This is a genomic window from Marinobacter mobilis, assembly GCF_900106945.1.
GTDB classification, from domain to species: domain Bacteria; phylum Pseudomonadota; class Gammaproteobacteria; order Pseudomonadales; family Oleiphilaceae; genus Marinobacter; species Marinobacter mobilis.
Genome location: NZ_FNNE01000005.1, coordinates 89778 through 104641 on the forward strand (window position 1 = coordinate 89778; position 14864 = coordinate 104641).

Sequence of the window (14864 nt, forward strand, 5' to 3'; positions counted from 1 at the left end):
TGCAGCATTAATAGCTTGCCCCCAGCGTGTGATCGCTCCGCTAAGCCACTCCCTGAAAAACACAGTCCTCGGCATGGCGGAGGTACAATAACAAATCCATTTCAGCCTCTTTTGCAGAATCGAACGGCCCTTCCGTCGAGCCTTCCCGGGTCTGATAGAAATACTGACCGTTTACGCACACAAACCGACTGCTCCGGAACCAGCTCCTGGATTCCTCACCATGACGTACGTCCATACTGCACCTCTCTGATACGCCGAATCACTGGCTAAAAAATATCCACATCCAAGATTCTAGTTAACATTCCGACGCAATCCTGCAAGATGCAGAAATATTTCACGATGTTTCACAAATGCTACACCAGACAGAAATAAGCACTGCCCGCTTATGCCGATAGCGTTTAAAAAGGCATAAAAAAACCCATGCCTGTCGACATGGGTTTCTGATCTGCCTGGCCTTTAATCTTCCAGGGCATCCCGCATGAACTGAGGCTGTGCCAGTGCAGCGTGATGAGTGGCCTCGTTGTAGTAACGGGTTACAAACGGCCGCTCAGCCGCGTCGGCTTCGCGGAAATAGTGCAGCGGATTGGTCTTGCTTCCCATGGTGCAGCTCCACCACCCGGTCGGGTAGACCGGCTGTGGGAACGGCAGGGTCACCACGTGAGCCAGCCCGGCGGTTTTCATGTCCTTGTGGATGCCCCGGATAATGGTCTCCGTGTGCAGCAACGGTGATTCGCTCTGCTGCACCACGATGCCTCCGTCCCGCAGCGCAAGCATGCAGTCACGATAGAAATCGAGCGCAAACAGCCCTTCCGCCGGGCCGACCGGGTCCGTGCTGTCGATGATGATCAGGTCGACACTGTTGGGCTCGATATCCCGCATCCACTGCACACCATCGCCAAAGAAGAAGTTGGCTCGCGGGTCACCATTGGATTCACACAGTTCCGGGAAATACTGCTCTGACACACGGGTTACCCGCTCATCGATTTCCACCTGCCAGGCTTCTTCCACATCCGGGTGTTTGAGCACTTCTTTCAGGGTGCCGCAGTCCCCACCACCGATGATCACCACCTTGCGAGGATTCTTGTGGGTGAACAGCGCCGGGTGGGTCATCATCTCGTGGTAGAGGAAGTTGTCCCGGGCAGTGAGCATGACACAACCATCGAGCACCATCAGGTTGCCGAAGGTTTCGGTATCGTAGATTTCCAGCTTCTGGAATTCGCTCTGCTCCTCATGCAACTTGCCACGAACCTTGAGGGAAAATGCGGTCCCCTCGTTCTGAAATACTTCCGTGAACCAACCGTCGTTCAGCGTGGTCATGCCTGTCTCCAATTCCCAGTGTACGCCCGTCGTGCGGGCCAGATATTCCGCTATTGTATGTGTCTAATTCGCCGATCAGAAGCGTTACCTCGCATGATTGGCAACGAAGTTTTCATCCACCATCTTTTAGCCGGCCCCGGGAAGCCATACAATGGCGCCAATACGCTGGCACCGGGCCGGCGATGCTTTCAGGATCAGGTAATACGCGCGATGACAGACGCCTCCGCCAGCCATGCAACACTGACCTACAACATCCCCCACTGGAGCGATGGCTACATTGCCGTCAATGATCAGGGCAATGTCCAGATCCAGCCCGACCGGGGTGTCAGCGGCAGCGCTATCGACCTCACCCAGCTGGCAGCATCCCTCGCCGGGCGAGGACTCCAGCTGCCGGTACTGGTGCGCTTTACCGACATTCTCCATGACCGGGTCAACCGGTTGTGCAATGCCTTCAACGGCGTTGCGGCCAAGCAGGGTTATCAGGGACGCTACACCGCGGTCTACCCCATCAAGGTGAACCAGCAACGGCGGGTTGTCGAGGAACTGATCCGCTCTGAACCCGCTGCCAGCCAGAACCAGATTGGTCTTGAAGCGGGCAGCAAGCCCGAATTGATGGCCGTACTGGCCCTGTGCATGCCCGGCTCGGTGATCGTGTGCAACGGTTACAAGGACCGCGAGTACGTTCGTCTGGCCCTGATCGGCCAGGCCCTCGGCCACCGGGTGTTTATTGTGGTGGAAAAGAAGTCGGAACTGACGCTGATTCTGGAAGAAGCCCGCAAACTCAATGTCAAACCGCTGATTGGCGTGCGCGCCCGTCTGGCAACCATTGGCAAGGGTAACTGGCAGAATACCGGGGGCGAGAAATCCAAGTTCGGGCTCTCGGCCAGCCAGGTGCTGGATCTGACCGAAACCCTGACCCGGGCCGGTGCCCTGGACTCGCTGCAGCTGCTGCACTTTCACCTCGGCTCCCAGATCGCCAACATCCGCGATATCCAGACCGGGCTGAGGGAATGTGCCCGCTTCTACAGCGAACTTCGGCAACTCGGCGCGCCAGTGACCACGGTGGACATCGGCGGCGGCCTCGGAGTCGATTACGAAGGCACCCGGACCCGCAGCAGCTGTTCGATGAATTACAGTGTTGAAGAGTATGCCTACAATGTGATCCACACCCTGCAGGCGGAATGCGAGCGTGCCGGCATCCCCCATCCGGACCTGATCAGCGAATCCGGCCGGGCCCTCACGGCCCACCACGCGGTGCTGATCACCAACGTGATTGACCGGGAACAGCCGGAATCCGGCTGCGTGTCAGAGCCCGACGAGCAGGCGCCGCAGCCTCTGCTGGATCTTTGGCGTGACCTGGAACACCTGCAGGACCCGCGCTCGCCGCGGTCACGGGTGGAGATCTTCCACGACGTGGTCCATGCCATTACCGACGTTCACGCCCAGTTTGCGCACGGCCTGGTATCCCTGCGGCACCGGGCGGATGCTGAAAAGCTCTACACCGCCTGTTGCCGCCTGTTACAGCAGCAGCTGAACAGCGGCAGCCGTGGCCACCGTGAAATCCTGGACGAATTGAACGAGAAACTGGCCGACAAGCTGTTCGTCAACTTTTCGCTGTTCCAGTCGCTCCCAGACGTCTGGGGCATTGACCAGATCTTTCCGGTACTGCCCCTAAGCGGCCTTGACCAGCCCTTCACCCGGCGGGCGGTTATCCAGGACATTACCTGTGACTCAGACGGCCGGATCGACCTCTACGTTGACGGCCAGGGCGTGGAAACCACCTTGCCAATTCCCGAATGGACCCGCGACGAACCGCAACTGTTTGGGTTCTTCATGACCGGGGCCTACCAGGAAATTCTCGGGGACATGCACAACCTGTTCGGTGATACTCATTCCGTTGACATTCGCAGAACCGAAGACGGGAGTTACGACATCAGCGAAACCATCGCTGGCGATACCGTGGCCAAGGTACTACGATACGTTAATTTTGAACCCGACGCACTGCTTCAGGCCTACCGCCGCAAATTTGCCCACAGTGACCTGACAGCCGAGAGCCAGGAGGCCCTGCTGACGGAACTGGAAAATGGCTTGTACGGCTATACCTATCTGGAAGACTGAGAGGCACTAGCTGGCGCTGACGGTCGCCCGGTAGACCGAAGGGGACACCCCCTCCCATTTTCGGAAAGCGCGACCAAAGTTTGAGGGATCGCTGTAGCCCAGCCGGTCGGCAATTTCATCAATGCTCAGGGGCGAGGTTTGCAACAGCAGCGTCGCCTTGGTGTGGCGGACCCGGTCAAGGATGGCCTGAAATTTCGCACCTTCGGCACTGAGTTGACGCCGCAGGGTTCGTGACGACACGCCGAGACTGTCGGCAATGGCTTCCAGACCTGGCAATCGCCCCCAGCGCACGGACTCCAGCTGGCGCTGCACCCGTCCAGACACCGTCAGGTTGGCCTCCAGATGCCGTAATTCTTCCTCGCATTGTTCTTCCGCCACCCGCCGTGCGACCGGATTGGACAACGCGATGGGCAAACCCAGATACTTCTTGCGGAAACGCAACTGATTGGCACCGGCCGAAAAGCTGACCGCTGCCCCGAACATCGACTGATACGCCTTGTCGTGCCCCGGGCTGGGATAACTGAGGCGACAGGAGCCGCCATCCAGCAAACAGGTGCCAAACAGCAACAGGTTGACATCCATCAGTGAGGCCAGCACCACCTCGACATTGAAGACGTAGAGGTCTTCCAGATCGTGCCGGACTTTCAGCTGAATGACCGCGTCGTCACCATCGACAAAAAAATCCAGGTCCATGTAGACGAAGCGCACACGGAAGTACTTGATCAGCACCTTGAGCGCTTCTTCAATGGTTTCACTGCTGATGGCGGCTTGCGACAGTGCACCGTGGGTGGTGAATTTCAACCGGCGACCGTACTCCAGCCCCAGGGCCGGATCATCGCTGAGCACCAGCGCCGCCCGATTCAGCGCCACGAACTGGCTAACGGTGATCAGGTTATCAGGATGGCTCAACGCCGAAGGCCGGATATCCGCCGCGGTCAGCAACGTGCCCCGGGACGCGCCCTTCTCTTCCACCAGCTGGCAAAGGATATCCGCGTAATGCGCCTTGATAACCGGCAAATCCACTGCCACTCCGGATGAAAGCATCGATGCCCCTGATTCTGTCCAAAATTTACCCAGACAAGAGTAGCCTGCGCCACGACAACCGGCAATCACCCCAACGCCCCGGCAACGGCGACAGTCCAGCCAGTTCAGACCCTGTCCGAAAATGACCGACACTTGTCAGCTTCTGACCTTCCGCTACAGCGCCGGGTTTCAGACAATGACGCCGTTGATTAGTGTCTCTGAACTAGTCCAGCTCAACTCTCGTCGGGTTGAGCAATCTTGCTTTTAGCCACGCTTTTGCGTGGCTTTTTTATGCCTGCAATTCCACGATTCCGGATCAACGCCCCTCCAACCACCCATTACGCATGCGCGACGATAGAGGCCAGCTGCTGGCTACGCTACAATGCCCGCTTTCTTCAGGCGTCTCTCTTGGGAATTGGCATGACCGCTGATGAATACAGTCACCGCTTTGGCGGTATCGAACGGCTCTATGGCCGCCGCGCCCAGGAGGCTTTCCGCCGGGCCCATATCGTTATTGTCGGGCTCGGTGGCGTTGGCTCCTGGGCGGCTGAGGCCATTGCCCGCACCGGCATCGGCACCATCACCCTGGTGGATATGGATGACATCTGTGTGTCGAACACCAACCGCCAGTCCCATGCCCTAAGCGGCCAATTCGGCCGCACCAAGACCGACGCCCTGGCCGAGCGCCTGCGGGCGATCAATCCTGAAGCCGACATTCGTCCCCACTTCGGATTTCTGACCCCGGCAAACGTGGCCGATCTCGTGGGCGAGGACGTCAGCGGAGTAATCGACGCCATCGACAGCGTCAAACCCAAGGCGGCGTTGATCGCCCATTGCCAGCGCCGCAAGATTCCCCTGGTGTGCGCCGGGGGAGCCGGCGGGCAGATGGATCCGACCCAGATCCAGGTCGCCGATCTGAGCCGCACAACCCAGGATCCGCTGCTGGCCAAGGTGCGCAACCTGTTGCGACGGGAATACGGTTTCTCGCGCAATCCGAAACGGCGCTTTGGCATCGAGGCCGTGTATTCCCTGGAACAACTCACCTACCCTGCCGGTGACGGTGAGGTTTGTCTGCAAAAGCCGGATACCAGCGGTCCGGTTCGACTGGACTGCGCCACGGGCTTCGGCGCCGCCAGCCCGGTAACCGCCACCTTTGGCTTTGTGGGGGCCTCCCGGTTGATCAACCGCATTGCAAGGAAAGCGCGCCTTGGCGATAGTTAGGGCTTACCTGTTCACTTTATCCACTCAACGGATCTGATCCCTCTATGTCCGCCAGCATCGTAATGCTCCTCGCCAGCATCGGCGTATTGTCCCTGTTCTGCCAATGGCTCGCCTGGCGGGTCCGTATGCCCGCGATCCTGTTTCTTCTGGCCGGCGGTATCGTTGCCGGCCCAATGCTGGGCTGGCTCAACCCACAACCGCTGTTCGGTGATCTGTTGTTCCCGATGGTGTCGCTGGCGGTGGCGGTCATCCTGTTCGAGGGCAGCCTGACCCTGCGCTACGAGGAGATCAAGGGCCACGGCAAGATGGTGAGAAACCTGATTCCCATTGGCTCACTGGTCACCTGCACCATTGGTACCCTGGCGGCCCACTGGGCGTTGGATCTGCCTTGGGAAGTGGCGTTACTGTTCGGCGCCATTTCCATTGTCACCGGGCCCACGGTGATTGTCCCGCTGCTGCGTTCGGTACGCCCAACCTCAAAGCTGGCCAACATCCTGCGCTGGGAAGGCATAATCATCGACCCGGTGGGTGCCTTGTTGGCGGTGCTGGTTTTCGAGGGAATTGTCTCCTGGGGCCAGGGCAACGTGTTCAGCCACTCCCTGTTTATCTTCGGCAAGACCCTATTGGTAGGCTTCCTGATCGGTGCCGTGGCCGGCTGGCTGAACGGCGTCGCACTGCGCAAGCACCTGTTACCGCAGTACCTCCACAACGCCGGCACCCTGACCTTCATGCTGGGGGTTTACGCCCTGTCCAACGAGCTTGCCCACGAGTCCGGCCTGCTGACCGTCACAGTCATGGGCATCTGGATGGCGAACATGAAACAGGTGCCGATCGATAACGTTCTTGAGTTCAAGGAGTCGCTCAGCGTCCTGCTGATCTCCGGGCTGTTCATCATCCTTGCCGCCCGCATTGAGTTCGAATCCATTGCCAGCCTCGGCTGGAACCTGCTGCTGGTGCTGGCGGCACTGATCCTGATTGCTCGGCCGCTGAGCATTTTCCTTGCAGCCCTGGGCACCAACCTTAACTGGCGCGAAAAGCTGTTCCTCAGCTGGGTGGCCCCTCGCGGTATTGTAGCGGCAGCGGTTTCCGCACTGTTTGCCTTCCAGCTTCAGAAGGTGGGGTATGACAGTGCCGCAGCCCTGGTTCCACTGGTATTCATCCTGATTATTGCCACCGTTACCCTGCAGAGTCTGACCGCACGGCCAGTTGCACAACTGCTCAAGGTCGCCGAGCCGGCTGACTACGGCTACCTGATTCTCGGTGCCAACCAGGTAGCGCGCCAGATTGCCCTGGCCCTGCGCAAGTACGATGTACCCGTTACCCTCACCGACACCAACTGGGAGAATGTCCGACTGGCGCGGATGGACAACCTGCAGACCTACTTCGGCAATCCGGTGTCGGAGCATGCGACCACCCACCTGGATTTCACCGGTCTGGGTAATCTGCTGGTGATCTCTCCCTACAAGCAGCTCAATACCCTGGCGACCTATCACTTCCTCGACTGGTTCGGCAAGAATCACGTGTTCAGCCTGTCAGAGGGGGATCAGGATCAGCTGGCACGGCACCAGACCGCAGAAAAAATACAGCGAACCCGGGGACTGTTCGGCGACGTCAGTTACGCCAAGATGGCCAGCATGGTCAGCAAGGGCTATACGGTGAAGACCCCACAATTAAGTGACGCCTTCAGCTTCGAGGCATTCCAGGCCCAGTACGACAACCAGGCCCTGGTCCTGTTCACTCTGGACAATCGCGGGCGAATCCAGCCCGTTACCAGCGACTCAGCACTGAAGCCAGAGAAGGACTGGACGCTGATCTGTCTGGTGCCACCGCAGCCACCCAAGGAACGTAAAGAGAAGGACGTTCCGGCCGAGCCCCAGGATAACCCGAAGACCCAGAATGCCTGAGTGCCGGGCGCGCTAGGGCGCCCGGCAATCCAGCACCAGCTTGCCGCGAACATGGCCCTGCTCCAGCAGGCGATGGGCGGCAGCGGCCTCGGCCAACGGAAACACCTGATCGATATGCACCCGGACATCGCCGTCTTCAATGAGCTCTGCGATTTCCTCAAGGTGAAAGACTTCCGGCCGCACGGTCATACCGTGGGCACGAAGGGACATGGCTTCGGCGGCGGAGATAATGTCGTCCGCCGTCACCGTGGGAATCGTCACCAGCACACCGTGTTCGCTCAGAGTGTGGAGTGAGCGCTTGCCAACCTCCCCCCCCAGCAAGTCCAGCACCACATCCAGACCGTAGCACTCATCGACAAAATCCGTACTGGTGTAATCAATAACCTCGTGTACCCCGAGGCCGTCCAGGAAATCCTTGTTCGCCGCAGACGCCGTCACAATCACATGAGCCCCGCGGACCAGAGCAAACTGGATGGCAAAGTGGCCCACTCCACCGGCGCCGGCATGGATCAGCACCTTTTGCTCAGGCTCCAGCTTGGCGACTTCAAACAGCGCCTGCCAGGCGGTCAGGGCCGCCAGCGGCACCGCTGCGGCGGCCACCAGATCAAGCTCTTCCGGAACGATGGCCAGTTCATCCGCCCCCGCCAGCGCATACTCGGCGTAGGCACCGCCGTCTGCGGGGAAGCCGATCATCCCCATGACCCGATCCCCGGGCGCCAGCGTACTCACATCCTCTGCCACCGATACCACTTCTCCGGCCATGTCGTAGCCCGGCGTCCAGGGCAGCCGCGAGCCAATTTGCTGGGCGGCAAAGCCGAGGCCCTTGCGGGTTTTCCAGTCAATCGGATTCAGCCCGGCGCCGGCGACCCGGACACAGACCTGACCAGAGCCCGGTTGCGGCACTGCGGCCGGCTCCAGTTGCAGCTGATCGGCCTCACCAAACTGATGGTAGACGATACGACGCATTTCTCCGGACTCAGGGGGCACAGTCAGGTTATCCATGGCAGTCTCCAGCGCAGACAGGGAAGGCTTCATTCCAGCCTAGCAGATAATTGCAGCAGCGCGCCTAACCCTTGCCGGGCAGGCCCTTGCCACCGGCAGTCATGGCCGCCGAAAGAATTTCGCCGTACTCCTTGGGGACCCGGGTGGGACGCTGACTTTTGAGATCGACACAGGCGTGAGCAGACCTCGCCCGCACCAGGGTTCTGCCATCGGCAGGCCGCACCAGCTGGAACTCTCGAGCAGAACGGAAACGACCATCGAAGTCCGTGAGCCAGGTGCCAAGGAGCAGATGATCACCGGCATTGGCTGGAGCCAGATAATCGATTTCAGTGCGCGTAATCGCCATCGCCTTGCCGGTGGCTTCATGACGATCCCAGGTCATGCCCAGGCTTTCAATGTGCGCCCAACTGATGTCTTCGAGCCAACGCACATAAACCACATTGTTGGCGTGCCCCAGCCGATCGGTATCGGCATCGGTAACCTCGATTTCCATGATGTACGGTTCGGGTAAATCCCAGTCAACCGGCTCGTCTTTCCCTGTCATAGTCCACCTTCTGCAAGTCCAGGAACGGACTGCAACGCTAGCCGACCAATGCGGTCGTTGTGAAGTGAACCAAAGTATAGATAGCCACCACTGGGATTGACCGAGGTAATCTCCTGCAATTGCTGGCCTCCGGTATCGTGCAGGCTGACCAGAGGCTGGCCCCGACCGTCAAACGCCACCACCAGACCATAGGGCTTCGGTTTCGGCTGCAGCCAGCCCGGCAACTTGGCAACCAGCTCCTTGAGCCAGGGATGACCATGCATGAAATCGATTTTTTCGTCGCGCAGTGATGGGAAGGCAACCCAATACCGCCCCTGCTCGTCCACCGCGAGGTTGTCCGGAAATCCTGGGAGGTTATTGGCAAAAACCTCGGTCTGTCCGGCTTTCGGGCCCGTCAGCCAGACCCTGAGGATACGATATTTCCAGGTTTCGTTGAGCAGCAGGTAAGTGCCGTCGGGTGATACCGCCACCCCATTGGCAAAGTAGAGGTTACTCAACAAGGTTTCCGTGCGCCTGGTCGCCGGGTCATAGCGCAACAGGCGGCCGTGGGGACGCATTTCCAGCAGATCGAGTTTGTATTCCGGCTGCACGAAGCGAGAGCTGGCGTCGGTGAAATAGATACGGCCATCCGGCGCGATATCGACGTCATCGGTGAAGCGGAACGGTACGCCCCCGGCTTCACGGGACAGCACCCGCACCGCACCCTCGGGATCGATGCTCAGCAGACCTTTCCAGGCATCCGCGACGATCAGGTTGCCGCGGCGATCAAACACCATACCGAGTGGGCGGCCACCGGTCTCAACCCAATCCTCGACCCGGCCATCAGGCCAAACCCGCACAACTTTGCCGTCCTGGGTGCCAGCGTAGATCCGGCCTTCGCTGTCTTCGGCGGAGTCCTCTGGGCCATAGACCTGCCCCTTGGCCAGCAACTCCGCCTGCTGCAAGGCCTCGTTAGGCGCCAAGACACCAGACAGCGCCGGAGGAACCGGCGCCTGCCAGCTCTGACTGTCAATCGGCGTTGGCGTCAGCAGAAAGCCCCCAATCATCATAAACAGAGCCAGAAACAGGATCAAAAGCCACCGCATACCCAAGTTCCTTTTTTATGGTTATCAATCATTTATCTATTCCTGATCGTACCGTAGTCGCGTCACTGGGGACAGTTGTCATCGAGCGACACGATGCGTCAGCGGGGCCCTTGATGCCAATATCTGGCTCGGGTATAGTGCTGGTCATTTTTTGAGCGGCTCGCCGCAAAAGCCATCTTTATACCGGAGCAGCCCATGCTGTATGACATTTCTTCTCCCGCGTTCACCTTCGCCGCACTGATGGTTCTCGGCGGCGTGGTTTACAGTGCCAAAACCTTCTTCGACCGCAAAATCGCCGACCTCAACAAGTCACACTCCTGCGAAGCCGAAGCCTGAGTCCGGCGAACACTCACCCGTTCAGGAACTGGCGACACAGTGCAGCAACCGTATCCGGCTTCTCGGCGTGAAGCCAATGGTCGGTGCCGGAGACAATACGCAGGGTTGCATTCGGAAACAGTCGTGCGACTTCGGGTCGGTGTTTTTCCTGGATGTAGGCAGACAGTTCGCCTTTGAGGAACAGCACCGGGCCCTCGAAACAACCGTCGGAGACCGGAGCCGCCGCCAGGTTGTTGTAACAGGCCTGAATGACCGGCAGGTTAAGCCGCCAGCGGAACCCGTCGGATCCGCTGGCTCGCTGCAGGTTCTTCAGCAGGAAATGGCGTATGGCCGGCAGTTCAACGTATTCGGCCAGCGCCCGATCGGCTTCCTGACGGCTGCCAATCCGCTCTGGATCGAGCGCCGACAGCCCCTCCATAATCGCATCGTGACGAGGCTGGTAAGTGACCGGGGCAATATCAGCCACAATCAGTCGGTCCACCCGTGATGGCGCCTGCAGCGCCACCTGCATGGCGACCTTCCCCCCCATGGAGTGCCCCAGCAGGCTCGCCTTATCCAACCCCTGCTGATCCATATACGCCAGCACATCTGCCGCCATCGACGGGTAATCCATACTGTCAGTGTGAGGTGAGCGGCCATGGTTGCGCTGGTCGAGGGCATGAATCTGGAACTGGTCCTGAAGCCTCTGGGCGATACCGCCGAGGTTCTCCAGCGACCCGAACAGGCCATGCAGCAGAATCAGCGGCTGCCCGCTGCCGGTAATACGGTGGTTGAGACTGACCGTCATGGTAACTCCTTAAATTCCCGCCAGGACTGTGACACAAGTCCCCGCCGCGACTGTATTTTGTGGAATTCATCGCGCCCGGGGAAAGTTTCGCAGGATACATTACCACCGAATGAGAACCACCCACCAATCCATCCGCGCGGACCTCTGCCCGCCGGAAATCGATACAGGAACCCCAAAGCCATGAACGAGACGCAACGGATGGAGCGACGCCGACTTCGCCGTATGCCAGCCGCCACCCTGGCGTTGGCCTGGCGCCCCCGCAAAGGCCTGTTCAACCGTTATCAACCAGCCGAAGGCCGGGACTTCAGCCGCAACGGCTTATCCTTGCTGACCAACGAACCTGGGGCTATCCGCGAAGGTGACAGCCTGGAGTTACAGGCAATGCTGTCGATGGAGGCCGGCTCCCTGAGTCTCGACAGCCTGATCGCTACGGTTCGCAATGTCCGCGATGGCGGCAATGGCCAACAGGTGCTTGGTCTGGAATTTGATTTTGGCGCCAACCGCGCCATGAAGTCCGAACAGACTCGGGTTCAGCTCGGGCGGATTGAAGGCATCCTTGAGCGCAGCGAAAAGCTTCGCCTGCGGATCCAGCCCCTCGAGAGTCCTTCAGGTCGTTAGTGGCAGCAAAAAAAAGGGGCCGGATGACTCCGGCCCCTCGAAAGGGTTATGTCTGTAGCGAATACTCAGCAGAAATACATGCTGCTCAGGTATTCCGCCAATGCCTTGCAGTTTTCACGTTCCAGTTCGTCATGGGGGACGAAAATTGTGCTTTCCATACAAATCACCTCCCGTAGATGCATTCAAAATCTCTGTAACCGTACAACAGATGGTATCGTTAAACCTGTGACAACCCCTTGACAGGCTGACCCATACATTTGACATTTCGTAACAACATTTCGGTCAAACTGATTCTTTGACAAGGCGACCCTCGTGGATAGCGCTGACCAACCAAACAACGACACCCCGCCCCAGGTCGCTGCCTCCAGCATCCTGGCTCTGGTGTCGTACCTGAAGCGCAAGGGACTGGGCGACATGGAAGCGGTCTGTCAGATCCTCGGGACACCCACCAGTCAGCTTCAGGGACCGGATCAGCGGATGGATGCTGATCGCTACTACGCCCTGTGGCATTACGCCGAGGCGGCCTGCGCTGACCCCGCTATTGGTTTGCATGCCGGAGCGTCCGTTGATCCTGAAAGTATGGGGCTGGTCGGGCACGTCTTTTTCAACTGCGACACCCTGGGCGATGCCGTAGCCCAGTACGTGCGTCTGCACCGGCTGATCAATGAGTCCATCAGCCTCAGCCTGGAACAAACCGAAGACCAGACCATTCTCAGCTGGCAACCGGACAGCCCGCAACACTACTGCCGTCAGGATATGGACCGCACCCTGGCGTCGGCCATCGCGAGAACCCGTCACTTCATTCTTGCGGACTTTCACGCCGACTGGATAGAGCTGGCCCACCCCGCGCCAGCGTACGCCGATGAATACCATCGCTTGTTAGGCGGCAACATTACCTTCGACGCCCCAGTCACCCGGGTCGCCTTTGACAACCGCCACCTCAGCCACCCCATTCCCCGGCGCAATCCTTATATCTATTCCGCGGTTCTGCGGCAGGTCAACACCATCCTGGCCCGCTGGCAGCCGCAAAAAACCTTCAGCCGCAAGGTGCGCCGCATGATCTCCCGGCAAATGTCCACGGATCGCATCAATGCCGACACCCTCGCCCAGCAATGCCACATGAGTCGCCAGACACTGTACCGGCGGCTCAAGAAGGAAGGCATCAGTTTTCACGACATGGTCGAGGAGGTTCGCAAGGATAAGGCACTGCGCTATGTCGCCGGCAACCAGTACGCCCTGGGCGAGATAGCCTTCCTGCTCGGCTTCTCGGAGTTGAGCGCCTTCAGCCGGGCCTTCAAGCGCTGGACCGGCGTAGCCCCGGCCCATTACCGGGCCCAACACCAACATCAGGAGCCGCCCCTGTGACCAAGGATCTGTCGTCGCTGATTGCCCTTGGCCTGTTCCTGCTGTACGCGGTCGCCTTCGTCTGCGTGTACCGGGTGCTACTGACCTATCGCACCGCGCCCGGTGCGATCGCCTGGATAATGGGGCTGCTGGGCGCACCCTATGTCACCGTGCCACTGTTCCTGTTTTTTGGCCGCAATCGATTCAGCGGTTATGTCCGAGCCCGCCGTATGGGCGACCAATCGCTGCAGCCGTTGTTTGACCGCTTCGAGAGCCAGAACAGCGCAATTCCCCTGCCCAGCTACGATGCGTCTGACCAGGGGCCATTCAGCGATGACCTGCTGGTACTGAGCCGTCTCGCCCGCCAGCCGTTCACCACTGGCAACCAGTGCACCGTGCTGCGGGATGGCGAAGCAACGTTCCAGGCGCTGTTCGAAGCCATGGAAAGTGCGGCCCGCTATATTCTGCTGGAGTTTTACATCGTTCGCTCCGACCGGGTGGGACAACGCATCAAATCCATACTCCAACGCAAACTCGCGGAGGGTGTCGAGGTCTGGTTCCTGTACGATGACATCGGCAGCTTCTCCCTGTCCCGCAACTATTTCAGTGAACTGGTGAAGGCGGGGGCCCGTGTTGCGTCTTTCGGTAATGGCAACGTCCGTCGCCGCCGTTTTCAGATCAATTTCCGCAACCACCGGAAACTGCTGATCTGCGACGGCAACATCGGCTTTGTTGGCGGCATTAATCTGGGTGACGAATACCTGGGTACGGCGATGGGCCAGGAGCCCTGGCGGGACACCCACTGCCGCATTCAGGGGCCGGCCGTGCTGGGTCTGCAACTGGCCTGGCTGGAAGACTGGAACTGGGCCAGCGATGAACTGCCAGAACTGGACTGGCCGATGGCCGCCCCTCCCGCCGGAGAGCAGGACGTACTGATCCTACCCGCCAATCCGGCCGACTCCCATGAAACGGGCACCCTGTTTTTTCTGAACTGCATCAACAACGCCCGCGAGCGTATCTGGATCGCCTCTCCCTATTTTGTCCCGGACCTGCAGATTCTCAACGCCCTGGAATTGGCCTGTCTGCGGGGCGTGGATGTACGCATCCTGATCCCCGAGAAGTCCGACAACCAGATGATCCGTCTGGCCGCTTATTCCTACCTGGTTCAGGCCAGCCGTGCCGGCATTGGCATCTATCAGTACCAGCAGGGTTTCATGCACCAGAAAGTCGTGCTGGTGGATATCCGTTACGCTGCCATTGGCACCGCCAACCTGGACAACCGCTCCATGCGGCTGAATTTCGAGATCACGGCACTGTCCACCGCCGCAGCCTTTGTTACCGATATCGAAAACATGTTGCTGGAGGATCTGAAGGCGTGCCGACTGATGACGGCCCGGGACTACCGCGACCGTTCCCTGGCCTTCCGGATTGGTTGTCGTGCGGTGAGACTGCTGGCACCGTTGCTGTAACGGTGACTGCACCAGCAGTGGCGAATAGTGCCACGGTGTTTTTCCACCGGATCAGATGTGAGACCATGTCTGTAACGAGCGCGCCGCCAGCCCCTA

The 14864-nt window shown here is 59.4% G+C and carries 14 protein-coding genes; 7 read left to right on the top strand and 7 right to left on the bottom strand.

The genetic code is table 11. The annotated features are described in order from the left end of the window. Positions 1–40: 40 nt before the first annotated feature. A complete protein-coding gene (locus BLV11_RS18495) occupies positions 41–235 on the bottom strand; it encodes a DUF6316 family protein (protein ID WP_091812758.1) in 195 nt (64 codons plus the stop codon). A 221-nt stretch (positions 236–456) separates the two neighbouring features. After that, positions 457–1317, bottom strand: a complete 861-nt coding sequence (speE, locus tag BLV11_RS09060) for a polyamine aminopropyltransferase (protein WP_091812761.1) — start codon at positions 1315–1317, stop codon at positions 457–459. Between the two features lie 210 nt (positions 1318–1527). Here speE and speA point away from each other — a divergent pair, with 210 nt between their 5' ends. Beyond that, the gene (gene speA, locus BLV11_RS09065) at positions 1528–3435 is read left to right on the top strand and encodes a biosynthetic arginine decarboxylase (RefSeq protein ID WP_091812762.1); all 1908 of its coding nucleotides are present in this window, start codon (positions 1528–1530) and stop codon (positions 3433–3435) included. A 6-nt stretch (positions 3436–3441) separates the two neighbouring features. Here the strand turns inward: speA and BLV11_RS09070 are convergent, their stop codons facing one another. Continuing rightward, positions 3442–4479 (bottom strand): AraC family transcriptional regulator, encoded by a 1038-nt coding sequence (locus BLV11_RS09070; protein WP_091812765.1) that lies wholly within the window; start codon positions 4477–4479, stop codon positions 3442–3444. Between the two features lie 399 nt (positions 4480–4878). On the opposite strand from BLV11_RS09070, the gene tcdA reads away from it, so the two are divergent. Both tcdA and BLV11_RS09080 read left to right on the top strand, forming a co-directional pair. Further along, a complete protein-coding gene (tcdA, locus tag BLV11_RS09075) occupies positions 4879–5679 on the top strand; it encodes a tRNA cyclic N6-threonylcarbamoyladenosine(37) synthase TcdA (RefSeq protein WP_091812768.1) in 801 nt (266 codons plus the stop codon). 44 nt (positions 5680–5723) lie between these two features. Further along, positions 5724–7583 (top strand): cation:proton antiporter, encoded by a 1860-nt coding sequence (locus tag BLV11_RS09080; RefSeq protein ID WP_091812770.1) that lies wholly within the window; start codon positions 5724–5726, stop codon positions 7581–7583. A 12-nt stretch (positions 7584–7595) separates the two neighbouring features. On the opposite strand, the gene BLV11_RS09085 is transcribed toward BLV11_RS09080, so the two are convergent. The 3 genes from BLV11_RS09085 to BLV11_RS09095 all read right to left on the bottom strand — a co-directional run bounded on the left by BLV11_RS09085 (position 7596) and on the right by BLV11_RS09095 (position 10214). After that, positions 7596–8585 carry an NADP-dependent oxidoreductase gene (locus tag BLV11_RS09085; protein WP_091812773.1) on the bottom strand — a complete coding sequence of 330 codons (990 nt, stop codon included), beginning with the start codon at positions 8583–8585 and terminating at the stop codon, positions 7596–7598. A gap of 64 nt (positions 8586–8649) precedes the next feature. Then, on the bottom strand, positions 8650–9129 hold the full coding sequence (locus tag BLV11_RS09090; RefSeq protein WP_091812775.1) for an acyl-CoA thioesterase: 480 nt from the start codon (positions 9127–9129) through the stop codon (positions 8650–8652). Beyond that, positions 9126–10214 (bottom strand): SMP-30/gluconolactonase/LRE family protein, encoded by a 1089-nt coding sequence (locus BLV11_RS09095; RefSeq protein WP_091812777.1) that lies wholly within the window; start codon positions 10212–10214, stop codon positions 9126–9128. The genes BLV11_RS09090 and BLV11_RS09095 overlap by 4 nt, the downstream gene beginning before the upstream one ends. A 195-nt stretch (positions 10215–10409) precedes the next feature. On the opposite strand from BLV11_RS09095, the gene BLV11_RS18310 reads away from it, so the two are divergent. Then, the gene (locus BLV11_RS18310; RefSeq protein WP_175528319.1) at positions 10410–10550 is read left to right on the top strand and encodes a hypothetical protein; all 141 of its coding nucleotides are present in this window, start codon (positions 10410–10412) and stop codon (positions 10548–10550) included. A gap of 13 nt (positions 10551–10563) precedes the next feature. Here BLV11_RS18310 and BLV11_RS09100 read toward each other — a convergent pair whose 3' ends face one another. Further along, positions 10564–11337, bottom strand: a complete 774-nt coding sequence (locus BLV11_RS09100; protein WP_091812779.1) for an alpha/beta fold hydrolase — start codon at positions 11335–11337, stop codon at positions 10564–10566. A gap of 180 nt (positions 11338–11517) precedes the next feature. Here BLV11_RS09100 and BLV11_RS09105 point away from each other — a divergent pair, with 180 nt between their 5' ends. From BLV11_RS09105 to cls, 3 genes are all read left to right on the top strand, one after another. Then, positions 11518–11955 (top strand): PilZ domain-containing protein, encoded by a 438-nt coding sequence (locus BLV11_RS09105; RefSeq protein WP_091812782.1) that lies wholly within the window; start codon positions 11518–11520, stop codon positions 11953–11955. A gap of 312 nt (positions 11956–12267) precedes the next feature. After that, positions 12268–13320 carry an AraC family transcriptional regulator gene (locus tag BLV11_RS09110; protein ID WP_245725970.1) on the top strand — a complete coding sequence of 351 codons (1053 nt, stop codon included), beginning with the start codon at positions 12268–12270 and terminating at the stop codon, positions 13318–13320. Continuing rightward, complete coding sequence (cls, locus tag BLV11_RS09115) at positions 13317–14768, top strand: cardiolipin synthase (protein WP_245725971.1); 1452 nt, start codon at positions 13317–13319, stop codon at positions 14766–14768. The genes BLV11_RS09110 and cls overlap by 4 nt, the downstream gene beginning before the upstream one ends. Positions 14769–14864 lie beyond the last annotated feature (96 nt).